Source organism: Streptomyces sp. NBC_00525 (assembly GCF_036346595.1).
Classification (GTDB): domain Bacteria; phylum Actinomycetota; class Actinomycetes; order Streptomycetales; family Streptomycetaceae; genus Streptomyces.
The window spans coordinates 4,112,422-4,133,372 of record NZ_CP107834.1; the positions used below are offsets into that span (position 1 = coordinate 4,112,422).

General features: G+C 74.0%; 21 protein-coding genes. 13 read left to right on the forward strand and 8 right to left on the reverse strand.

Annotated elements, in window-relative coordinates:
* The 5 genes from OG710_RS18470 (at position 1) to OG710_RS18490 (ending at position 5,400) form a co-directional block, all read left to right on the forward strand.
* Positions 1-1,032, forward strand: coding sequence for a MupA/Atu3671 family FMN-dependent luciferase-like monooxygenase (locus tag OG710_RS18470; RefSeq protein WP_330240309.1), 1,032 nt, complete (start codon positions 1-3; stop codon positions 1,030-1,032).
* The gene (locus OG710_RS18475) at positions 1,029-2,363 is read left to right on the forward strand and encodes a condensation domain-containing protein (RefSeq protein ID WP_330240310.1); all 1,335 of its coding nucleotides are present in this window, start codon (positions 1,029-1,031) and stop codon (positions 2,361-2,363) included. The genes OG710_RS18470 and OG710_RS18475 overlap by 4 nt, the downstream gene beginning before the upstream one ends.
* Entirely contained in the window at positions 2,360-3,331 is a 972-nt protein-coding gene (locus OG710_RS18480) for an acyl carrier protein (protein ID WP_330240311.1), read from the forward strand. The genes OG710_RS18475 and OG710_RS18480 overlap by 4 nt, the downstream gene beginning before the upstream one ends.
* Positions 3,328-3,858 (forward strand): flavin reductase family protein, encoded by a 531-nt coding sequence (locus OG710_RS18485; RefSeq protein ID WP_330240312.1) that lies wholly within the window; start codon positions 3,328-3,330, stop codon positions 3,856-3,858. The genes OG710_RS18480 and OG710_RS18485 overlap by 4 nt, the downstream gene beginning before the upstream one ends.
* Before the next feature lie 78 nt (positions 3,859-3,936).
* Positions 3,937-5,400: an MFS transporter gene (locus OG710_RS18490; protein ID WP_330240313.1), complete on the forward strand. Its 1,464-nt coding sequence runs from the start codon at positions 3,937-3,939 to the stop codon at positions 5,398-5,400.
* Positions 5,401-5,480: 80 nt separating this feature from the next.
* Here the strand turns inward: OG710_RS18490 and OG710_RS18495 are convergent, their stop codons facing one another.
* The 7 genes from OG710_RS18495 to OG710_RS18525 form a co-directional block, all read right to left on the reverse strand.
* Complete coding sequence (locus OG710_RS18495; protein WP_330240314.1) at positions 5,481-6,167, reverse strand: type 1 glutamine amidotransferase domain-containing protein; 687 nt, start codon at positions 6,165-6,167, stop codon at positions 5,481-5,483.
* 73 nt (positions 6,168-6,240) lie between these two features.
* The gene (gene zwf / locus OG710_RS18500) at positions 6,241-7,764 is read right to left on the reverse strand and encodes a glucose-6-phosphate dehydrogenase (protein ID WP_330240315.1); all 1,524 of its coding nucleotides are present in this window, start codon (positions 7,762-7,764) and stop codon (positions 6,241-6,243) included.
* Positions 7,765-7,768: 4 nt separating this feature from the next.
* The gene (locus tag OG710_RS18505; RefSeq protein ID WP_330240316.1) at positions 7,769-8,743 is read right to left on the reverse strand and encodes a hypothetical protein; all 975 of its coding nucleotides are present in this window, start codon (positions 8,741-8,743) and stop codon (positions 7,769-7,771) included.
* Between the two features lie 65 nt (positions 8,744-8,808).
* Positions 8,809-10,023: an MFS transporter gene (locus OG710_RS18510; RefSeq protein ID WP_330240317.1), complete on the reverse strand. Its 1,215-nt coding sequence runs from the start codon at positions 10,021-10,023 to the stop codon at positions 8,809-8,811.
* 121 nt (positions 10,024-10,144) lie between these two features.
* Positions 10,145-10,894 (reverse strand): HAD family hydrolase, encoded by a 750-nt coding sequence (locus OG710_RS18515; protein WP_330240318.1) that lies wholly within the window; start codon positions 10,892-10,894, stop codon positions 10,145-10,147.
* Positions 10,894-11,448 (reverse strand): DJ-1/PfpI family protein, encoded by a 555-nt coding sequence (locus OG710_RS18520; RefSeq protein WP_111337552.1) that lies wholly within the window; start codon positions 11,446-11,448, stop codon positions 10,894-10,896. The genes OG710_RS18515 and OG710_RS18520 overlap by 1 nt, the downstream gene beginning before the upstream one ends.
* 23 nt (positions 11,449-11,471) lie before the next feature.
* On the reverse strand, positions 11,472-12,266 hold the full coding sequence (locus OG710_RS18525; RefSeq protein ID WP_330240319.1) for a cupin domain-containing protein: 795 nt from the start codon (positions 12,264-12,266) through the stop codon (positions 11,472-11,474).
* A gap of 377 nt (positions 12,267-12,643) precedes the next feature.
* Between OG710_RS18525 and glmS the strand changes: the two genes are divergently transcribed.
* The 8 genes from glmS to OG710_RS18565 all read left to right on the forward strand — a co-directional run bounded on the left by glmS (position 12,644) and on the right by OG710_RS18565 (position 20,220).
* The gene (gene glmS, locus OG710_RS18530; protein WP_330240320.1) at positions 12,644-14,491 is read left to right on the forward strand and encodes a glutamine--fructose-6-phosphate transaminase (isomerizing); all 1,848 of its coding nucleotides are present in this window, start codon (positions 12,644-12,646) and stop codon (positions 14,489-14,491) included.
* A gap of 22 nt (positions 14,492-14,513) precedes the next feature.
* A complete protein-coding gene (locus OG710_RS18535; RefSeq protein WP_330240321.1) occupies positions 14,514-14,882 on the forward strand; it encodes a holo-ACP synthase in 369 nt (122 codons plus the stop codon).
* Positions 14,883-14,960: 78 nt separating this feature from the next.
* Positions 14,961-16,427 carry an NAD(P)H-hydrate dehydratase gene (locus OG710_RS18540; RefSeq protein ID WP_330240322.1) on the forward strand — a complete coding sequence of 489 codons (1,467 nt, stop codon included), beginning with the start codon at positions 14,961-14,963 and terminating at the stop codon, positions 16,425-16,427.
* 43 nt (positions 16,428-16,470) lie between these two features.
* The gene (locus tag OG710_RS18545) at positions 16,471-16,857 is read left to right on the forward strand and encodes a DUF488 domain-containing protein (protein ID WP_111337563.1); all 387 of its coding nucleotides are present in this window, start codon (positions 16,471-16,473) and stop codon (positions 16,855-16,857) included.
* A 73-nt stretch (positions 16,858-16,930) separates the two neighbouring features.
* A complete protein-coding gene (gene alr / locus OG710_RS18550; RefSeq protein ID WP_330240323.1) occupies positions 16,931-18,127 on the forward strand; it encodes an alanine racemase in 1,197 nt (398 codons plus the stop codon).
* A 17-nt stretch (positions 18,128-18,144) separates the two neighbouring features.
* Entirely contained in the window at positions 18,145-19,329 is a 1,185-nt protein-coding gene (locus OG710_RS18555; protein WP_330242283.1) for an alpha/beta fold hydrolase, read from the forward strand.
* Between the two features lie 37 nt (positions 19,330-19,366).
* Positions 19,367-19,921, forward strand: a complete 555-nt coding sequence (gene tsaE / locus OG710_RS18560) for a tRNA (adenosine(37)-N6)-threonylcarbamoyltransferase complex ATPase subunit type 1 TsaE (RefSeq protein WP_330240324.1) — start codon at positions 19,367-19,369, stop codon at positions 19,919-19,921.
* 125 nt (positions 19,922-20,046) lie between these two features.
* Complete coding sequence (locus OG710_RS18565) at positions 20,047-20,220, forward strand: hypothetical protein (protein ID WP_330240325.1); 174 nt, start codon at positions 20,047-20,049, stop codon at positions 20,218-20,220.
* 10 nt (positions 20,221-20,230) lie between these two features.
* Here the strand turns inward: OG710_RS18565 and OG710_RS18570 are convergent, their stop codons facing one another.
* A complete protein-coding gene (locus tag OG710_RS18570; RefSeq protein WP_330242284.1) occupies positions 20,231-20,770 on the reverse strand; it encodes a hypothetical protein in 540 nt (179 codons plus the stop codon).
* Positions 20,771-20,951 lie beyond the last annotated feature (181 nt).

Sequence of the window (20,951 nt, forward strand, 5' to 3'; positions counted from 1 at the left end):
GTGGACTTCAGTCTGATCTTCTTCTCGGGCGACGAGAAGAACAAGTACCGGTTCGTCCTGGACGCGGCCAAGTACGCCGACGAGAACGGCTTCACCGCCATCTGGACCCCGGAACGGCACTTCCACCGGTTCGGCGGCCTCTACCCGAACCCCTCGGTGCTCGGAGCCGGCCTGGCCATGGCCACCCAGCGCCTCCAGATCCGGGCCGGCAGCGTCATCCTCCCGCTGCACAGCCCGATCCGGGTCGCCGAGGAGTGGTCCGTGGTGGACAACCTCTCCCGAGGCCGGGCCGGCATCGCCCTGGCCACCGGCTTCAGCCCGGTCGACTTCGCCATCAACCCGGCCGGCTGGGAGGACCGGCGCCGGCGCACCTTCGACGCCGTCACCACCCTGCGCGAACTGTGGGAGGGGGCGCCGGTCTACGTCCAGGACGGCCTGGGCAACCACGTCGAGATCGAGCTGCACCCGCAGCCCGTCCAGCCCGAACTGCCCATCTGGCTCACCTGCACCAAGAGCCCGGAGACCTTCGAGACCGCGGGCCGGCTCGGCTGCAACGTGCTGACCGCGCTCATCGACATGACCAACGAGGAGCTGGAGGACAAGCTCGCGCTGTACTTCAAGACCCTCCGGGAACACGGGCACGACCCGGACGGCGTCACCGTCACGCTGATGCTGCACACGTTCATCGGCACCGACCTCGACGAGGTCCGCGAGACCGTCCGCGAGCCGTTCAGCGACTACCTGCGCTCCTTCTTCACCGTCATCGACTCGCAGAAGAAGAACCTCGCGCCGGGCGCCGGCGTGCGGGACATGACACAGAGCGACCAGGACCAGCTGATCGAGTTCGCCTTCGACAAGTACTTCGGGAAGGGGGCGCTCCTCGGCACCCCGGACTCCTGCGGAGCCGTCGTCGACCGCTTCCAGGGCATGGGCGTCACCGAGATCGCCTGCCTCATCGACTTCGGCGTCGACGAGGACCTCGTCGTGGAGAGCCTCAGCCACCTCAACGAGCTGCGCGGGCGGTACGCATGAGTGACACGCTCGCCACCCGCCTCGCCGCCCTCACCCCGGAACAGCGCGCCCGCCTCCGCGCCGCGCTGCCGGGAGCGCGGCCCGACACCGGCGAACCGGCCCCCGGACAGCTCCGGCTGTGGCAGGTGCACCAGCAGGTGGACGGCCGGCCCGTCGACGTGGTGTGCCAGGCCGTCCGGTTCACCGGCGCACCCGTCGACCTCGACCTCCTGGCCGCACGGGTACGCGGCTTCGCGGCCGCCCACGAGGCCCTGCGCACCACCTTCGAGACCTCCGGCGACGGCACGGGTACGGTACGCCGCGTCGTCCACCGGGAACTCGCCCCCCGCCTCTCCCGCATCCGCTGCGCCGACGAGGCCGAGGCCCACGCCGCCGCCGTAAGCCTCGCGGCGGAACCGTTCGACCCGGCCACCGGGCCGCTGCTGCGCGTGGCCCTGGCCGAGGGCCCCGCACCCGACCTGGCCTGGATGCTGGTCGCCGTGCACAACCTGGTCTTCGACGCCTGGTCGTTCGAGCTGCTCCTCGACGAACTGGCCCGGAAGACGGACCCGGCCGCCGCGCCCCGCCCGTACAGCGCCTACGTCCGGGACCAGGCGGACTGGCTGCGCGGCCCCGAGGGCCGGGCCGGTGCGGCCTACTGGGCGGCCGAGACCGCCGCCGCCCCCGCCCCGCTGCCCACGGACCGGCCCCGCGCCGAGCCGGCCCGGCGCGACGGCGCACGGATCGCCTTCACCCTCCCCGCGCCCGTCGCCGACGCCGTCGCCGCGTCCGCGCAACGGGAGGCGACCACCGCCTACGCGGGCTGGCTGGCCGTCGCCTGGGCCGCCCTCGCGGAGTTCGGCGGCAGCGAGGACGTCCTGCTCGGCACCTTCACCACCGGCCGCAACCGGCCGGGCACCGACACCGTGGTGGGCTATCTGCTCAACGTCCTGCCGGTACGGCTGCGGGACGGCGGCACCGGCTCGCACCGCGACCGGGTCCGCGCGGTACGCACCGCCACCCGCGCCGGCCTCGAACACGCCTCGTACCCCGGCGAACTGATCGACGCCGGTCGGCGGGTCCCCGGTACGCACCCGCTGTTCGACGCCGTCTTCGTCTTCGACAACCTCGGGGCCGACGAGCGGCGCGTCCAGGGCGCCCGGGTCACCACCGCCGACCTCGACAAGGGCACCGCGCGCTTCGACCTGACCCTCGCCGTCTACCCCGGCCCGGACGGGGTCACCGGCTGGCTGGAGTACGACACCGCCCTCTACGACGAGGCCACCGTGCGCCGGCTCGCCGAGCGGTTCACGGCGCTGGCGCACCTCGCGGCACAGGAGGCGGATCAGTGATCACCCCACGGTTGTGCGCCCCGGCGTACGAACTCGGCGAGTGCGCCGAGCCGGTGACGGGACTGCCCGAGCTGGTGGCCGACCCCGGCATCGCGGCCGAACTCACCGCGCCCGCGGCCGGGTTCGACACCTACCGCTGGTCGGACGCCGGCATCACCGAGCTGATGGCCCTCGCCGTCGGCCGCACGCTTGCCGAGGCCCGGCTGCCGGGCGGCGACATCGACATGGTCCTCCTGGCGACGGACTCGCTGCCCCGCGACCGCACCGCCCACCGGGACGTCGCCGAACTCCTCGACGAGACGGGCATCGACCGGGCGACCGTGCTCACCGCGGGGCTCATGGACTGTGCCACGGCCATGGTCGCGGTGGGCACCGCCGCGTCGTACGTGCGCGACGGAACGGCCCGCAACGTCCTGGTCGTCACCGGCGACCTCGCCGACCGGGCGACCGGCGGACAGCGCGTCGTGGCCGGCGGCGCGGCCATCGCCAGCGACGCCGCCGCGTCGGTCCTGGTGTCCGCCACCGCGCCCGGCCTCCCGGTCCGGGGCATGGCCCACCACTCCGCGCCCGAACTGAACCTGGGCAGCGGGCCGCAGCAACAGCTGCTGTCCCGGATCAGGGCGCACCGCGAGCTGTTCGCGCGCCTCGCGGACCGCTGCCCGTCCGGCCTCGGCACCGTACGCGGCGTCCTGCCCAGCAACTTCGCCCGCAACGTCCTGCGGCTCTACCTCTCCGAGGTCGGCCTCGGCGGCGACGTGCTGTCGCTCGGCAACGTCGGCCGGATCGGCCACTGCCTCGGCAGCGACCCGCTGATCAACCTCGCGGACCGGCTCGCGCAGGACAAGGACGCCCCGGACGGGGCGGGCGACGACGACTCGCTCGTCCTGTTCGGCGCGGGCGTCTCGCACCTGGCGGCCGTCCTGCTCGGGGCGCGTCCGCTGCCCCGGCGGACGGAAGGGGCCTCGTGAGGACCACCGGTGCGGAACCGGCGACGGTCACCGCGTCCGAACTGCGCGCGGCGGCCCGCTGTCTGCCCGCCGGGGTCACGGTGGTGACCAGCGGCAGCGGCTCATCGGTGCACGGCATGACGGTGAGTTCCTTCACCACGCTGTCGCTCGCCCCGCCCCTCGCGTCGTTCTCCGTCAAGGAGGGCGCCCGCATCCGGGGCCTCATCGAGGAGTCCGGCGCGTTCGTCGTCAACGTGCTGGCGGCCGAACAGGCCCCGGTGGCGCGGTGGTTCGCCGACTCCGAACGGCCCATGGGCGCGGGCGGCTTCGCCCGCGCGGCCGGGCCGGCGGACGCGCCGTTCGCCGCCGGGTTCGTCCTGGCCGGCGCCATCGGCTACTTCACCTGCCGGCTCGTGCGGTTCGTCGAGGCGGGCGACCACGTCATCGCGATCGGCGCGGTGGAGCGCTGCGGAACCCTCCGGGACGCGCCGCCCCTGGTGTTCGAGGGCGGTGCGTTCCGCACGGTGAGACCCGTCCCGCCGGACTGACCGCCGGCGCCCGTCCCCCTGTCAGCCGTGCCCGCCGGGTCCTCCCGGCGGGCACGCACCCCGTCCCCTAGGAAAGCCATGACCCAGCACCTCGACAAAGAACTCACCCGGGACGAACCCTCGCCCCGGCCCACCCCGCTCCCCGAGGCGCCCGCCGCCGGGGCGCCGGTCGCCCTCTCCCGCCGGGACCGGCTGGTCCTCTTCGTGCTGTGCGCCGCGCAGTTCATGATCGCGCTCGACTTCTCGGTGCTGAACGTGGCCCTGCCGAACCTCGGTACGGACCTCGGCCTCGGCCAGTCCGAACTGCAGTGGGCGGTCACCGCGTTCGCCCTGCCCTCCGGCGGATTCCTGCTGCTGTTCGGGCGGATGGGGGACCTGTACGGCCGCCGGAAGCTGTTCCTGGCCGGACTCGCCCTGTTCGGCGCGGCCTCGGTGCTCACCACCTTCGCCTGGGACCCGGCCTCCTTCCTCGCCGGCCGGGCCCTCCAGGGGGTCGGCGCGGCGGCGATCGTCCCGACCGCCATGTCGCTGCTCACCACCACGTTCCCCGAGGGCCCGCTGCGGGACCGTGCGCTGGGCATCAACGGCACGCTGCTCTCGCTCGGCTTCACCGTCGGCATGGTGCTGGGCGGCGTCCTGACGGACACCCTCGGCTGGCGCTCGACGATGGCCCTGCTCGCGCTGTTCGCCGTCATCGTCCTGCCGCTGGCCCCCTCGCTGCTCAGCGAGTCCCGGCGGCCCGAGCGACCCCGCCTGGACGTGCCGGGCGCCGTCACCGTCACCGGTGGACTGCTCGCCCTGATCTACGCCCTGTCGACGGCGGCCGACCGGGGCTTCGGCGGCGCCGACGTGATCGTGGCGCTGATCGCGGGCGTGGTGCTCCTGGCGGTGTTCGCGGTGGTCGAGTCCCGGACCGCCGAGCCGCTGATCTCGCTGCCGATGCTCAGGCGCCGCACGGTGGCCTGGGGCAACCTGGGCGGCCTGGTCACCTTCGCGATGATGAGCACCGTCGTCTTCGCCATGACCCTGTACTTCCAGGAGGTGCTGGAGCTCTCCGCGTTCCAGACGGGTCTGGTTTTCGGGTTCCAGGGCACGGCCGCCGCGGTCTCGGGCGCCTTCGTGCCGAAGGTCCTCGGCCTGCTGGGGGCCCGCTGGACCCTGGTCGTGTCCCTCGTCGTGCAGGGCCTCTCGGTGGCGGGGCTGCTGGTCGTCGGCACCGAGAGCTGGAGCGTGTGGCCGGCGGCCCTCTGCCTCGCGCTGGCCTGTGTGTGCAACCTCGGCGCGATCGTCGCCTACGGGCTGACGGTGACCTCCGGCGTGCCCGACGAGGAACAGGGGCTCGCGACCGGCCTGGTGACCTCCACCCAGCAGGTCGGCATCACCGTGGGCATCCCGCTGCTCGGCGTCGTCGCGACCACGACCTCGGACCGGCTGGCGGGCGTCCACACCGTGCTGGCGATCGACGCGGCGGTCGTCCTGGTCACCGCGGCCCTGGTCGCCGTCGGCCTGAGCGGCGGCCGGACGGCGGAACGCGGCCGGTAGCCGTACGGTCCGCCGTCCGGTGGGCACACGGGACGGCGGGCGGCACCACCGGGAGGCCCGGCGGTGCCGCCCCCGCGCGCTCAGGCCGCCAGGAGCGCGGCGACCGCCTCGCCGAGTCCGCGCGCCGACGCCGGGTTCTGGCCGGTCACCAGGCGCCCGCTGACCACCACGTGCGCCTCCCGGTCCGGCGCGCAGCTGTAGACGGCGCCCCGCTCCTCCAGCGCGCTCTGCAGGGAGAACGGCACCACGGTGTCCAGCCCGCGCGCGGCCTCGCCCTCGTCGGAGAACGAGGTGACCCGGTGCCCGTCGACCAGATGGCGTCCGTCGCTCAGCCGCAGGTCCACCAGGGCCGCCGGGCCGTGGCACAGGGCGGCCAGCACGCCGCCCCGCTCGTGCGTCGTGCGGGCGATCTCCGCCAGCGCCGGGTGGCCCCGGAAGTCCCACATGGTGCCGTGGCCGCCGACGAAGTACACGGCGTCGTACCGGCCGGGGTCCACCTCCTCCGGGCGCGGCGCCGCCTTGATGAGCGTGCCGCCCTCCGGATGGGACAGGAAGGCCGCGTGGTCCGCGTCGGCCGGATCGTGGCCGATCATGGGCGGCATGCCGCCGGCCACCGAGACGAACTCCACCCGGTGGCCCGCTTCCCGCAGGATCTCCCAGGGCTCGAACGTCTCGCCCAGATGGAAGCCGGTCGGCCGGCCCGTCGTGCCGAGTTCGCCGTGACTGGTGAGGACGAACAGCGCCGTCCTGCCGGTGGTGTGCTTCATGTCGCCTCCAGGCGTACGGAATCGTCGAAGGAAGGGATGGGGAAGGGCGCGGAAGGGGGCGCGGCGGCGCGGCTCACGGCCTGCGCCAGCTTCTGCCGTCGCGCGCCAGCAGCGCGTCCGCCTCGGCGGGCCCCCAGCTGCCCGCCGCGTACGGGACGGGCGCGCCCCGCCCCGCCCAGTGCCGCTCCACCGGGTCGAGGATCTCCCAGCACCGCTCGACCTCGGCGGAACACGGGAAGAGACCGGCGTCCCCGAGCAGCACGTCGAGGATGAGCCGTTCGTACGCCTGCGGGCTGGACTCGGTGAACGAGTCCCCGTACGCGAAGTCCATCGACACCTCGCGGATGTCCATCGCCGGACCGGGGGCCTTGGAGCCGAAGCGGACCGTCACGCCCTCCTCGGGCTGGACGTGCACCACGATCGCGTTCTGCCCGAGCCCGGCCGTGGCCGCGGGCGCGAACGGGGAGTGCGGGGCGCGCCGGAAGACGACGGCGACCTCGGTGACGCGCCGGCCCAGCCGCTTGCCGGCCCGCAGATAGAACGGCACCCCCGCCCAGCGCCGCGTCGCCACTTCGAGCCGGAGCGCCGCGTAGGTGTCGGTCCGCGAGTCCGGGGCGACCCCGGTCTCCTCCCGGTAGCCGGGGACCGGCTCACCGCCCGGCCGGCCCGCCGTGTACTGGCCGCGCACGGTCGCGGCGGACAGATCGGCGGGCAGCCGTACGGCCCTGAGCACCTTCAGCTTCTCCGCGGTCAGCGCCGCGGGCTCGAAGGCGGCCGGCTCCTCCATCGCGGTGAGCGCCAGGAGCTGGAGGAGATGGTTCTGGACGACGTCGCGGGCGGCACCGATGCCGTCGTAGTAGCCGGCCCGGCCGCCGATGCCGATGTCCTCGGCCATCGTGATCTGCACGTGGTCGACGTAACCGCGGTTCCAGATCGGCTCGAACATCGTGTTGGCGAAGCGCAGCGCCAGGATGTTCTGGACCGTCTCCTTGCCCAGGTAGTGGTCGATGCGGAAGACCTGCTCCGGGGCGAACGCCTCGTGCACGACGGCGTCCAGCGCGCGCGCCGACGCCAGGTCGTGGCCGAACGGCTTCTCGATGACCGCCCGCCGCCAGGACCCCGCAGGCGGCCGGGCCAGCCCGTGCTTCCCCAGCTGCCGTACGACGGTCCCGAACAGCTTCGGCGGTACGGAGAGGTAGAAGGCGAAGTTGCCCGCGGCCCCGCGCAGTTCGCCGGTCTCCTTGGCCAGCAGCTCGAACACGTCGTCGTCCGTGAGATCCCCCTGGACGAACGTCATCGACCGCGCGAGCCGCTCCCACACCTCCTCCCGGAACGGGGTGCGGGCGTGCCGCACGACCGACTCGCGCAGCAGCCCGGTGACGTCCTCGCCCTCCTGCCGGGGCAGGGCGACCCCGACCAGGGCGAACCCCGGCGGCAGCAGCCCGCGGTGGGCCAGGTCGTACACCGCGGGCAGCAGCTTCTTGCGGGACAGGTCCCCGGTGACACCGAAGACGACCAGCCCCGAGGGCCCCGCCGCCCGTGCGGCGGGGCGGCCCGGCCGGGGCAGTGTGCGCGCCGTTCCCATTTCCCCCGTCATGGTCTCAGCGGGCGATCGTGGCGCGGAGGACGTTGGGGTCGTGCGCCGTGAAGTACGCGGCGCTGGTGACGGTGACCCGCCGGCCGCGCACCGTCACCGCGGTCGGGCTGGACAGGCCGTCGGAGCCGTTCAGCACGGTGGTGCGGGTGGTGCGCCACCTGCCGGGCGTGATCCGCGTCAGGGTGTCGGCCTTGATGTCGGTGACGTACACCTCGTCGCCCCGGCCGGTGAACGCGAAGTCGTCCACCGCGCCGAGACCGCCGAGCACCTGCCGCGCGGTTCCGGCCCGGCCGTCGTGGCGGACCGGGACGCGCAGCAGGGTGCCGGCGTCCAGGTTGGAGACCCAGACGGCGCCGTCGTGCAGCCGCAGCCCGTTCGCGCCCAGGAACCCGGCGGGCGCGAACTCCGGGCCGGACGCCCAGCGTTCGGCGGCGCCGCCCCGCAGGCCGACCGTCCAGATCGCGGAGCCGGTCGAGTCGGCCACGTACAGCCGCCGGTGCCGTTCGTCCAGGGCGACGCCGTTGAGCAGGCTGGTCGCGGGGAGGGCGGCGATCCGGACCGCCCTGCCGTGCCGGGGGACGCGCCAGATGCCGGTGTGCTCGGCGGTGCCGGTGCTCAGGGCCACGTACAGGGTGCCGTCGTGGGCGCGGGCGATCCCGGCGGCGAAGGCCTTGCTGTGCAGGACGGGTGTGTCGCCGTCAGCCGGTACCGGGAGCTGGGCGAGGACCCGGACCCGGCCGGTGCGCGAGACCTCGGCCACCTGGCCGGTCAGCGCGAAGGTGACGGCGGAGCCGCCCGAGGGGAGCGCGACGAGGTTCTCCGGCTGCTGCCCGCCGGCCAGGTCGAGGGGGGTGAGGACGGTCCGGTCGTGGTGGTGGTGGTGGCCGTCGTGGGCGACGGCCTGGGCGGGCAGGCCCGTCACGGCCGAAGCGGCGAGCGGCAGGGCGAGCAGCGGAACGAGGACACGGCGGGTGCGCATGACAAGGGACTCCTTGGAAGCGGGTGGGTGCGGAGTTCGTACGGGTGTTACGGGTGTTACGGGTGTTACGGGCGGGGCGCGCGGGGCCGGCCGGCGGTGGCCACCGCGCGGGCGGCCAGGAGGACCGCGACGCAGAAGATCCCCAGCGTCGTGCGGTAGCCCGCGTACGCGGCGACGAGCTGGCCCGCCGACGCCCCGACGAACAGCAGGAAGGTGTTGAAGGCGACGGCGGTGCCCGCCGAGGCCGGGGCGATCCGGTGCAGCAGGCCCACCAGGCTGGGGACGGTGAGCCCGATCCCGGCGACGAAGACCACGCTCCCCAGCACCGGCAGCGCCAGGGCCCCGGTCAACTGGGCGGTCAGCAGCCCGGCCGCCGCCGTCAGGAACCCGGCGACCGCCAGGAATCCGGGGCCCCGGCCGCCCGCGAGGCGGTGGGCCACCGGCGCCACGAGGAGGCCGGCCGCGCCGATCGCCTGCACGGCCAGGACCTGGCCGCCGCCCAGGCCGTGGGCGTCCGCGAGGTGCCGGTTGAGCACCGCGTACAGGGCCACGAAGCTCCCGAACACCGTGAGCGCCGAGGCGAAGACGGCGACGGCGCGGCGGTCGCGCAGCAGGGCCCGCAGCACGGTCAGCGTGGAGCCGAAGGAGACCGAGGCGTCGGCCACCGGCGGGCGCAGCAGGGCCCGCAGTCCGAGGGCCGCGCCCGCGTACAGGACCGCGGCCGGCCAGAACACGGCCTGCCAGGGGGCGTGCCCCGCGACGCCCTGGCCGAGCACCTGGCCGGCGATCCCGGAGCCGAGCAGCCCGGTCGTCAGCACCGACAGGGCCAGCGGGCGCCGGGCGTCGCCCGCGGTGCGCGCGGCGTAGGCGAGCGCCACCGGGGCGAAGGAGGCGGCGGCCAGACCCTGGGCCGCGCGCAGCGCCAGGAACCAGCCGTAGCCGGGGGCGAGGCACAGGGCCGCCGTGGCCAGGGCCGTCGCGACCGTCCCGTGGACGAGGACCGGGCGGTGGCCCACGCGGTCGGCGAGCGGGCCGAACAGCAGGAAGCCGAGCGCGTAGCAGAGCGAGAAGCAGCTCCCGGCCCAGGCGGCGGCTCCGGCGTCCACGCCGAAGGCGTCCTGGAAGGGGCCGGCCATCGGGATGGCGAGGTAGAGCTGGGCCGGTACGGCCACCGCGAGCACGGTCAGCAGACCGAGCTGGGCGGGGAAGGGGGCGCCGGGCAGGGCGGCGGCCGGTCCGCGACCGGTCCGGACGGCGAGCGGCGAGGGAGGCGCGGACATGGCTGTCTCTCCAGTCGGAAGGGGCGGGACGGGGCGGACGGAAGGGGCGGACGCACGAGGACGGGGCCTCGCCCGCGGGTGCGGGCGGGGCCCCGTCCTTCACCGTGGGGGTGCGGGCGGCTCAGACCCCGGCGGGGACGAGGCCGGCCAGACCGTCCAGGTGCAGCGGGGACACGCCCCACTCCTGGGCCTGCGCGCGGTGCTCGGGGGTCTGGTAGCCCCACTGGGCCCACCGGGACACGGCGCCGGTGCGGGCGACGCGGACCGCGTTGGTGAGGTTGTCGTCGACGAAGGTGACGTCCTTCAGGGCGACGCCCCACCGGTCGCTGATCTCCCGGATGGCCTCCGCCTTGCGGCCGCACTCGCCGTACACCGCCGCGACGGTGTCGTCGAGGCCGTGCCGGCCGAGGATCGCGTGCACCGAACCCTCGTCCTTGGCGGTGACGATCACGACCGACCCGCTGTGCCGGCGCAGCAGCTCCGGAACGCCCGGGTACAGCGTGTGCAGGTCCAGCCAGAAGTCGGACTCACGGGTGCGGAACCACTCCCGCGCCGCGTTGGCCGCGTCGGTGAACTTCCGTACGTAGGACGGGGGGAGGGCCTCGTACAGCCGGTCGAAGTCGGCCTGGCCGCGCAGCGTGGCCGCCTCGGGGAGGTGGGCGATCACGAAGTGGTCCAGGGTCCGCGCGTAGTCGCGCACGGTGCGGAACCGCTCGACGAACTCGCGGGGGAGGAGGCGCAGTTGCTCCGGACCGGGCAGGGTGCGGTCGTGCGGGTGGATGCCGAGCCAGGTGACCAGCGCGCATTCCTCCAGGGCGTCGCAGATGACGCCGTCGAAGTCGAGCGCGAGGAAGGAGGGCTGCCCGGCCATCACACGGCCTGCTTCTCGGCCGCGAGCTTCTCGGCGGTCTCGAACACGGACCGCATGAACGCGCCCATGTAGCCGTAGTACGAACAGGTGATGATGTTGCCGTCCACGATGACGTCGCTGTCGACCACGTCGGCGCCGGCGTTGATGACGTCGTCACGCAGGCCGATGTAGGCGCACGCCTTGCGGCCCTTGAGCACACCGGCGCTGACCATGATCCAGGGGCCGTGGCAGAGGCCGGCGACGACCTTGCCCGCGCGGTCCATGCCGGCGACGAAGTCGAGGACGTTGCGGTCCTGGCGGACCCGGTCCGGGGCCTCGTGGCCACCGGTGAGTATGACGACGTCGTACTGGTCGACCGCGAGGTCCTCGAAGGCGATCAGCGGACGGGCGGTCTTGTCCATCGGCAGCGGAATGCCGTACTTGCCGTTGACCGGGTCGGCGTTCTTGGTGGCGACGTCCACGTTCCAGCCCTCCTCCATGAGGCGGTAGTACGTGAAGACGACGTCGTGGTCCTGGAAGCCGGGGCCGGTGATGATGACTGCGTTGCCGGACATGGGAACTCCTTGGGTGTGAAGGTTCAGACGTTCTTGCTGATGCAGAGGTACTGCTTGTCGGTCTGGGGCCTGCGCCGGTCGTCGGGGTGGCCGGTCAGGATTTCGCAGTCGCTGCGGACCACTCCGGAAATATGCAGGGGGATATAGAAAAGGTCCCTCTCCTGCGGCCGGTAGAAGATGTCCATTCCGGTTCGCAGGTCGAATCGGAATCGCCGGTCCGGGGTCTGCGCGCGCATTTTCGCGTGGGGGAGCGAGTGGACCTTCCGCATTTTGTGCCGGGGCTCCTCGATGGCGGAGCTCTCGTAGGCGGTGCCGGCCCGGTTGTAGTCGTCGTGCAGCCGGATCAGGTCGAACTTGTTGCGCGGGACCTCGACCTCGATCAGCTCCAGCGGCTCGGTGCCGGTCGAGCGCGTCCCGTGGAACGCGCCGGGCGCGATGCGCAGGATCGTGCCCTCGGTGACCGGGATCTCCTCGCGGTCGAGGCCGCTGGTGACGCCCTCGCCGCCCAGGCACAGCAGGTACGTCAGCTTGCGCGGGTGGACGTGGACCGAGGTGCTGTGGCCGCCGTCGATGTGGAGCGACCAGAAGTCGAAGAAGTCGTCCACGTAGGCCCGGTACTCGTAGCCCCAGGGCTTGGGGATCACCTCGTCCAGGTGCTCGTCCTGGTCGAACTGCTCGTTGGCCGGGCGGGCCCCGTCGCGCAGCAGCCGGGTCAGCTTCGCGATATCGGCCCGGCCCGCGTCGACGCGTACGGGCATGAAATCGGCTCTCGGGGAGAGCTTTCCGGGCAGAGTTTCGATGCCCTCGGTGACGGTCATGTGATCCCCCTGTGGCTTGAATTCACCTTCTCGACTTCCGGGGTGTTTACCTCCCCGGCGTCTTCCCAGACTCAATCAGCGAGGGCCGGGGATGCTCAAATAGAAGTATCTTGAAGTCCCATAACCGCATTTTTGGCGCCTGGTCAGAGGCGTTCTCCGGGGCCTGCGGAGAACGTGCCGGATTCGGAAGGTCCTGTTCCTCTGTGTTTCCGTTGACCTTCTTTTGACGTGGGCATGGGGCGAGGGGGCCGGTGGTGCGGGAGGGGCCGGCCGCCACCGGTCCTGGCTGGATGCGCAGTCGCCGCGCTGGGCTTGAAATAAGAGGCACTTCTGCGACTATGCGAAGAACAGGGGCTGATCTTCGGAAAGGGACCGGTATGTGCGGAATCGTGGGATACGTCGGCGGGCAGTCGGCGCAGGACGTCGTCGTGGCCGGCCTCAAACGGCTGGAGTACCGGGGCTACGACTCCGCCGGGATCGCCGTCCTCGCCGACGGCGGGCTGGCCGCCGCCAAGAAGGCAGGCAAGCTCGTCAACCTGGAGAAGGAGCTGAGCGAGCACCCGCTCCCCGCCGGCCACGCCGGCATCGGCCACACCCGCTGGGCCACCCACGGCGGCCCCACCGACACCAACGCCCACCCGCACCTCGACAACGCCGGCAGCGTCGCCGTCGTCCACAACGGGATCATCGAGAACTTCGCCGCCCTGCGCGCCGAACTCCGCGACCGCGGCCACGACCTGCGCTCCGAGACCGATACCGAGACCGTCGCCCACCTCCTCGCCGAGGCGTACAGCCGCAGCGGCGATCCCGCCGAGGCGATGCGCCAGGTCTGCCGCCGCCTCGAAGGGGCGTTCACCCTGGTCGCCGTCTTCGCCGACGCGCCCGACACCGTCGTCGGCGCCCGGCGCAACTCACCGCTCGTCGTCGGCATCGGCGACGGGGAGTCCTTCCTCGCCTCCGACGTCGCCGCGTTCATCGAACACACCCGGTCCGCGATCGAACTCGGCCAGGACCAGGTCGTGGCGGCCCGCCGGGACACCGTCCTGGTCACCGGCTTCGACGGCGCGCCCGCCGAGGTCCGCGAGTACCACGTGGACTGGGACGCCTCGGCCGCCGAGAAGAGCGGCTACGCCTCCTTCATGCTCAAGGAGATCGCCGAACAGCCCAAGGCCGTCACCGACACCCTCCTCGGCCGCATCGACCCCGAGGGCACCCTCCACCTGGACGAGGTGCGCATCACGCGCGGCGAACTCCGCGAGGTCGACAAGGTGGTCATCGTCGCCTGCGGGACCGCCTTCCACGCCGGAATGATCGCCAAGTACGCCATCGAGCACTGGACCCGCATCCCCTGCGAGACCGAACTGGCCAGCGAGTTCCGCTACCGCGACCCGATCCTGGACCCGCACACCCTGGTCGTCGCCATCTCCCAGTCCGGCGAGACCATGGACACCCTGATGGCCCTGCGGCACGCCCGCGAACAGGGCGCCAAGGTGCTCGCCATCTGCAACACCAACGGCTCCACCATCCCCCGCGAGTCCGACGCCGTCCTCTACACCCACGCGGGCCCCGAGGTCGCCGTCGCCTCCACCAAGGCCTTCCTCACCCAGCTCGTCGCCTGCTACCTCGTCGCCCTCTACCTGGGCCAGGTGCGCGGCACCAAGTGGGGCGACGAGATCCGCGCCGTCATCCGGCAGCTCTCCGAGATCTCCGGCTCCGTCGAACGGGTCCTGGCCACCATGGAACCCGTCCGCGAACTGGCCCGCTCCCTCGCTGGCCACGACACCGTCCTCTTCGTCGGCCGGCACGTCGGCTACCCCGTCGCCCTGGAGGGCGCGCTCAAGCTCAAGGAACTCGCGTACATGCACGCCGAGGGGTTCGCCGCAGGCGAGCTCAAGCACGGCCCGATCGCCCTCATCGAGGACGGCCTGCCCGTCGTCGTCGTGGTGCCGTCCCCGGCCGGACGCTCCGTCCTGCACGGCAAGATCGTGTCCAACATCCAGGAGATCCGCGCCCGCGGCGCCCGCACCGTCGTCATCGCCGAGGAGGGCGACGACGAGGTCGTCCCGTACGCCGACCACCTCATCCGCATCCCCGCAACGCCTACGCTGCTTCAGCCGCTGGTCGCCACCGTGCCGTTGCAGGTCTTCGCCTGCGAGCTGGCGACGGCCCGCGGCAACGAGGTCGACCAGCCGCGCAACCTGGCGAAGTCGGTCACCGTGGAGTGAGACGAGCAACGAGGGTGGGAAATTGATCATCGGGGTCGGGATCGACGTGGCGGAGATCCAGCGGTTCGACGCGGCGCTGGAGCGCACGCCGCAGCTCGCGGCGCGCCTCTTCGTCGACCGGGAACTGCTGCTGCCCGGCGGCGAGCGGCGCGGCACCGCCTCGCTCGCCGCCCGGTTCGCCGCCAAGGAGGCACTCGCCAAGGCACTCGGCGCCCCTCGTGGCCTGCTGTGGACCGACGCCGAGGTGTACGTCGAGGAGAGCGGGCAGCCCCGGCTGCGGGTACGCGGCACGGTGGCGGCCCGCGCCGCCGAACTGGGCGTGAAGCACTGGCACGTGTCGCTCAGTCACGACGCCGGCGTCGCCTCGGCCGTCGTGATCGCGGAGGGCTGAGCGAAGGGCCGAGCGGAGGGCCGAGCGGCCCCCGGCCCGGCCGGGCGCGCGCGGCGGACACCGCATACGTTGGGAGGCATGCGTACCGCCTACAGCGTCTCCACCGTACGGGCCGCCGAACAGGCCCTGATGGCACGGCTCCCCGAAGGCGCGCTGATGCAGCGCGCCGCCGCCGGGCTCGCCGCCGCCTGCGCCGGACTGCTGCGCCGGGCCGGCCGGGTGTACGGCTCCCGCGTCGTCCTCCTCGTCGGCACCGGCGACAACGGCGGCGACGCCCTGTACGCCGGCGCCCGGCTCGCCCGGCGCGGCGCCGGCGTGGTCGCCGTCCGGGTCGTCCCCGGCCGCGCCCACGAGGGCGGCAGCGCGGCCCTGCGCGCCGCCGGCGGACACCTCGTCGACGGCGAGGAGAGCACCGTCCACGAGGACTGGGCCGGGCGCATCGACCTCGTCGTGGACGCCATCACCGGCATCGGCGGACGCGGCGGACTGCGCCCCGGCGCCGCCGCGCTCGTCCGCCGGTACACCGCGCACGGCGCGCCCGTCCTCGCCGTGGACCTGCCCAGCGGGGTCGAGGCCGACACCGGCGAGGTCACCGGCGACGCGGTGCGCGCCGACGTCACCGTCACCTTCGGCGCCTACAAGCCCGCGCTGCTCGTGGACCCGGCCGCCGAACGGGCCGGCGCGCTCAGCCTCGTCGACATCGGGCTCGGCCCGGAACTCCCCGCAGTGCCCGACCTGGAGGCCCTCCAGTACGCCGACCTCGCCGCGCTGCTGCCGGTGCCCGCCGCCGAGAGCGACAAGTACCGGCGCGGCGTCGTCGGCATCGCCGCCGGATCGGCCCGCTATCCGGGCGCCGCCGTCCTCGCCGTCTCCGGGGCGCTGCGCGGCGGTGCGGGCGCCGTGCGCTACGCGGGCCCCGGCGCCGACGCGGTCATCGCCCGGCACCCGGAGACCCTGGTCCACCCCGGCCGCCCCTCCGGAGCCGGACGCGTACAGGCATGGGTCGTCGGACCCGGGCTCGGCGACGGCACCGACGCGGTGGACGCCGTCGCCGACGTGCTGGCCACCGACGTGCCGGTGCTGGTCGACGCGGACGGGCTGCGGCTCCTCGACCCGGCCGTCGTCCGGGGCCGGAACGCGCCCACCGTCCTGACCCCGCACGCCGGGGAGGCCGCCGCGCTGCTCGGCACGGCCCGCGAGGAGGTGGAGGCGGGGCGGCTCGCCGCCGTACGGGAACTCGCCGCCCGGTTCGGCGCCACCGTGCTGCTCAAGGGCTCCACCACCCTGATCGCCTCCGACACCCCGCACACCCCGGTCCGGGTCAACCCGACCGGCACCCCCTGGCTCGCCACCGCGGGCAGCGGCGACGTGCTCTCCGGGCTGACCGGCTCCCTGCTGGCCGCCGGACTCGCCCCGCTCGACGCCGCGTCCGCCGGAGCCCATCTGCACGGGCTCGCCGCCCGCCGCGCGGCGGACGGCTCCCCGCTCGCCGCGCTGGACGTCGCCGACGCGATCCCCGCGGCATGGCGGGACGTCCGGGCCTGAGCGATCCTGGGGGCAGGCATCCGCACACGAGAGGTGACCGACCGTGAGCAGCAGCGGTGAGATCCGTGTCCACCGGGTCTACGACGAGGTGGAGGACGACGACGGCACCCGGGTCCTGATCGACCGGCTCTGGCCGCGCGGGGTGTCCAAGGAACACGCCGCGATCGACCGCTGGCTCAAGGACCTCACCCCCACCGCCGAACTGCGGTCCTGGTACCACGAGGACCGCTCCGGCACCCGCTACGACGACTTCGTCGAGCGCTACCGCGCCGAACTGGCCGGACCCGCGCAGTCGGCGGCCGTGGACGAGCTGGCCGGCCTGTACCGCGAGGGCGGTCCGGTGACTCTCGTCACGGCCGTCAAGGACATCGAACGCAGCCATGTGCCCGTGCTCGTGGAGCATCTGGACCACGAGCTGCACCACCGCTGACCCGGCCCGGAACCGGCCCGCCCAGCCCCGCCACGGCCGCCGGGCGGCACGGCGGTGAGAGACTGGGCGCGATATGAACGAGACAGCGCCCCAGCAAGCCCGTGCCGAGATCGACCTTGCCGCACTCCGCGCCAACGTGCGCGAACTGCGTGCCCGGACGGCCGGGGCGCAACTCATGGCCGTGGTCAAGTCCGACGCCTACGGGCACGGAGCCGTCCCCTGCGCCCGCGCCGCACAGGAGGCCGGCGCCACCTGGCTGGGCACCGCGACCCCGCAGGAGGCCCTCGCCCTGCGCGCGGCCGGACTCGGCGGCCGGATGCTGTGCTGGCTCTGGACGCCCGGCGGGCCCTGGCGCGAGGCGATCGAGGCCGACGTGGACGTGTCGGTGAGCGGCCTGTGGGCGCTGCGCGAGGCCGCCGGGGCCGCCCTCGCGGCCGGCCGGCCCGCCCGCGTCCACCTCAAGGCCGACACCGGACTCGGCCGGGCCGGCTGCCAGCCCGCCGACTGGCCGGAACTGATCGCCGCCGCCCTGGCCGCCGAACGCGCCGGCACCGTCCGCGTCACCGGCCTGTGGTCCCACTTCGCCTGCGCCGACGAGCCGGGCCACCCCTCGATCACCGCCCAGCTGACCGCCTTCCGGGACATGGTGGAGTACGCCGAGAAGGCCGGCGTCGAGCCCGAGGTGCGGCACATCGCCAACTCCCCGGCCGTTCTCACCCTCCCCGATTCCCACTTCGACCTGGTGCGCACCGGCATCGCCATGTACGGCATCTCACCCAGCGCCGAGCTGGGCACCTCCGCCGACCTCGGACTGCGGCCCGTGATGACGCTCGCCGCGCCCGTCGCCCTGGTCAAGCACGTCCCGGCCGGGCACGGCGTCAGCTACGGCCACCACTACACGACCCCCCGCGCGACCACGCTGGGCCTGGTGCCCCTGGGGTACGCCGACGGCGTCCCGCGCCACGCCTCCGGCCGGGGCCCGGTCCTGATCGGCGGGGTGCGGCGGACGGTCGCGGGCCGGGTCGCCATGGACCAGTTCGTCGTCGACCTGGACGGCGACGAGCCGGCACCCGGCACCCAGGCGGTGCTGTTCGGCCCCGGCGACCGGGGCGAGCCGAGCGCCGAGGACTGGGCGCGGGCCGCCGGCACCATCGCGTACGAGATCGTCACCCGGATCGGCGGCCGGGTGCCGCGCGTCCACCTCGGCGCGACACCCGAGGGCGCCGCTGCCGGCGGCGCGCTGCGGACGACGGGGAGCGCGGCGCGGTGAGCGGGGCCGGCGAGGCGATGGCCGCGGCCGGTCCGGCCGCGGGCTGGCGCCGGGCGGGGATCGCGGGCGCCGCCATAGGCGTACTCGCCGCCGGAGCGGCCGCCGGGGTCGCGGTGGAGCGGCTGACGGTCGGCCGGAGCATGCGCAGGCGGGCCAGGCTGGCCCTGGACGCCACCGCCCCGTACGGCTCGCTGCGCGGCCGGCCCGGCCACGCCACCGCCGACGACGGCACCGAGCTGTACTACGAGGTCGACGAGGTGGACCCCGCCGGGGGCGCATCGGGCCCGGGGGACACCGCCGGCACGGACCCCCGCAGACGGCGCCTCTTCGGGCGCAAGGCGCCCGCCCCCGTCACCGTCGTGTTCAGCCACGGCTACTGCCTGGGCCAGGACTCCTGGCACTTCCAGCGCGCCGCCCTGCGCGGGCTCGTGCGCACCGTCCACTGGGACCAGCGCAGCCACGGCCGCTCCGGGCGCGGGCGCGCCCAGGCCGCCGCCGGGGGCGGGGTGCCCGTGGGCATCGACCAGCTCGGGCGCGACCTCAAGGCCGTCATCGACGCGGCGGCGCCCGAGGGCCCGCTCGTCCTCGTCGGCCACTCCATGGGCGGCATGACGATCATGGCGCTGGCCGAGCGGTACCCGGAGCTGATCCGGGACCGGGTCGCCGCCGTCGCCCTCGTCGGTACGTCGAGCGGCCGGCTGGACGAGGTCAGCTTCGGGCTGCCCGTCGCCGGCATGAAGGCGGTGCGGCGGGTGCTGCCCGGCGTGCTGCGGGCGCTGGGCTCGCAGCCGGAGCTGGTGGAGCGGGGGCGCCGGGCGACCGCCGACCTGTTCGCCGGACTGATCAAGCGGTACTCCTTCGGCTCGAAGGACGTGGACCCGGCCGTCGCCCGGTTCGCGGAACGGCTCATCGAGTCCACCCCGATCGACGTCGTCGCGGAGTTCTACCCGGCCTTCGCGGAGCACGACAAGAGCGCGGCGCTGGCCCTCTTCCGCGACATCCCGGTCCTCGTCCTGGCCGGGGACAAGGACCTGGTGACGCCCAGCTCGCACAGCGAGGCCATCGCGGACCGGCTGCCCGACGCGGAGCTGGTCATCGTGCCGGACGCCGGGCACCTGGTGATGCTGGAGCACCCGGAGACGGTGACCGACCGCCTCGCCGACCTGCTGGTGCGGGCGGGCGCGGTGCCGGAGATCCGCTGACGTTCCCGGGGCCCCGGAATCCTCTAACGTTTCGGGCATGGAAGCAGCGCAGAACAGCCCGGCGGCCGGCGAGGCCGCCGCGTACCGGAACATCCCCGGCGCCGTCGGCGTCGAGCTGGCCGTCGACTCCCCCGAACAGATGCGGGCCCTGGGCCGCCGGCTGGCCGCCGTGCTGCGCCCCGGCGACCTGGTCATGCTCACCGGCGAACTGGGCGCCGGCAAGACGACCCTGACCAGGGGGCTCGGCGAGGGCCTGGGCGTGCGCGGCGCGGTGACCTCCCCGACCTTCGTGATCGCCCGGGTGCACCCCCCGCTCTCCGGCGGGCCCGCGCTGGTCCATGTGGACGCCTACCGGCTGGGCGGCGGGCTCGACGAGATGGAGGACCTGGACCTGGACGTCTCGCTGGCGGACTCGGTGGTCGTGGTCGAGTGGGGCGACGGCAAGGTCGAGGAGCTGTCCGACGACCGGCTCCAGGTGTTCATCGACCGCGCCGTCGGGGACACCGACGACGAGCGGCGCACGGTGACGCTGGTGGGCGTGGGGGCGCGCTGGGCGGGGCTGCGCAACGAATCCTGGGCGCCCTGGGGCTGAGACGGTTGTTTCCGACGCGGTGTCGGGAAAATGTTGCGCGGAACGGGGCAGGCGTGGTGACATGGAGGAAGAGAGCGTAGTTAGGTGTACCTAACCACGCCCCACCGGAGCTCCAGGAGGCTTCCATGCCGACGTCCGAGCGCGAAGCGCGGCCGCCGCGTGCGGCGGTACCGATGAGCGTCCTGCTGGCGGCCGGAGCCGCGGCCGACGCGGTGTCCACACCGCCGGCGCCGCAGCCGGCCGACCGGCGCACGGCGAAAGCCGGACGAGCGCCCCGCTCGGGCCCGTCCGGCGACTGACCGCAGGTCCCTACGGGACGACGACCACCTTCACGCCCACCGTGGCGAACCGCCACACCGCGTCGCCGTCCTCGCGGGACATCCGCACGCCGCCCGTCTTCACGGTCGGGTCCGGCTCCTCCATCGAGCCGTCCGTCGCGGCGCTGAAGCCGATCGTCACGTCGTTCACCGTGGCGAACCGCACGACGTGCTCGATCGGCACCCCGTCCGAACCCTTCACGCTGCCGGACCGCGAGGTCACCGAGAACGTGCCGGGCACCGCGCTCACCGGGCTCGGCATCACCCGGAACGTGGCGGTGGCCCGGTTCTTCGCGTCCACCAGCCACACCCGGCGGTCCGCCAGCGCGTAGACGACGCGCTTGCCGGTGCCGGAGCCGGCCGGGACGGCGAGCGGGTCCTTCTTCGGCGCGGGCGCGGTGTGCTTGTCGGCCGGGGCCGACGCGCTGGCGGACGCCTCCGGCTTCGTGGCCAGGTTGTCCGGCACATTCGCGGACGCCTGGTAGGCCAGGAAGCCGACCACCGCGACGGCCGCCGCGGTGAGCGCGGCCACGAATCCCGAGCTGCCCCTTGCCACCGTGCGTGCCTCTTTCGCCGTCGTCCGCCCGTCAGGCGCGTGCCATAAGTCGTACAAGCGTTTACACGTACTCCGCGTACACCCGGTGACGGTAGCAGCCGGGGCCGCCCGGACCGGGACGCCGTACGGGGCACGGGGCGGGCCGCGCCGGAGCCGT

Coding starts and splice junctions, on each gene's coding strand:
- OG710_RS18565 (WP_330240325.1), top strand. CDS start 20,047: ATGCCGACGTCCGAGCGCGAAGCGCGGCCGCCGCGTGCGGCGGTACCG.
- OG710_RS18525 (WP_330240319.1), bottom strand. CDS start 12,266: ATGACCGTCACCGAGGGCATCGAAACTCTGCCCGGAAAGCTCTCCCCG.
- OG710_RS18520 (WP_111337552.1), bottom strand. CDS start 11,448: ATGTCCGGCAACGCAGTCATCATCACCGGCCCCGGCTTCCAGGACCAC.
- OG710_RS18510 (WP_330240317.1), bottom strand. CDS start 10,023: ATGTCCGCGCCTCCCTCGCCGCTCGCCGTCCGGACCGGTCGCGGACCG.
- zwf (WP_330240315.1), bottom strand. CDS start 7,764: ATGACGGGGGAAATGGGAACGGCGCGCACACTGCCCCGGCCGGGCCGC.
- OG710_RS18495 (WP_330240314.1), bottom strand. CDS start 6,167: ATGAAGCACACCACCGGCAGGACGGCGCTGTTCGTCCTCACCAGTCAC.
- alr (WP_330240323.1), top strand. CDS start 16,931: ATGAACGAGACAGCGCCCCAGCAAGCCCGTGCCGAGATCGACCTTGCC.
- OG710_RS18555 (WP_330242283.1), top strand. CDS start 18,145: ATGGCCGCGGCCGGTCCGGCCGCGGGCTGGCGCCGGGCGGGGATCGCG.
- OG710_RS18515 (WP_330240318.1), bottom strand. CDS start 10,894: ATGGCCGGGCAGCCCTCCTTCCTCGCGCTCGACTTCGACGGCGTCATC.
- tsaE (WP_330240324.1), top strand. CDS start 19,367: ATGGAAGCAGCGCAGAACAGCCCGGCGGCCGGCGAGGCCGCCGCGTAC.
- OG710_RS18475 (WP_330240310.1), top strand. CDS start 1,029: ATGAGTGACACGCTCGCCACCCGCCTCGCCGCCCTCACCCCGGAACAG.
- OG710_RS18505 (WP_330240316.1), bottom strand. CDS start 8,743: ATGCGCACCCGCCGTGTCCTCGTTCCGCTGCTCGCCCTGCCGCTCGCC.
- OG710_RS18490 (WP_330240313.1), top strand. CDS start 3,937: ATGACCCAGCACCTCGACAAAGAACTCACCCGGGACGAACCCTCGCCC.
- glmS (WP_330240320.1), top strand. CDS start 12,644: ATGTGCGGAATCGTGGGATACGTCGGCGGGCAGTCGGCGCAGGACGTC.
- OG710_RS18540 (WP_330240322.1), top strand. CDS start 14,961: ATGCGTACCGCCTACAGCGTCTCCACCGTACGGGCCGCCGAACAGGCC.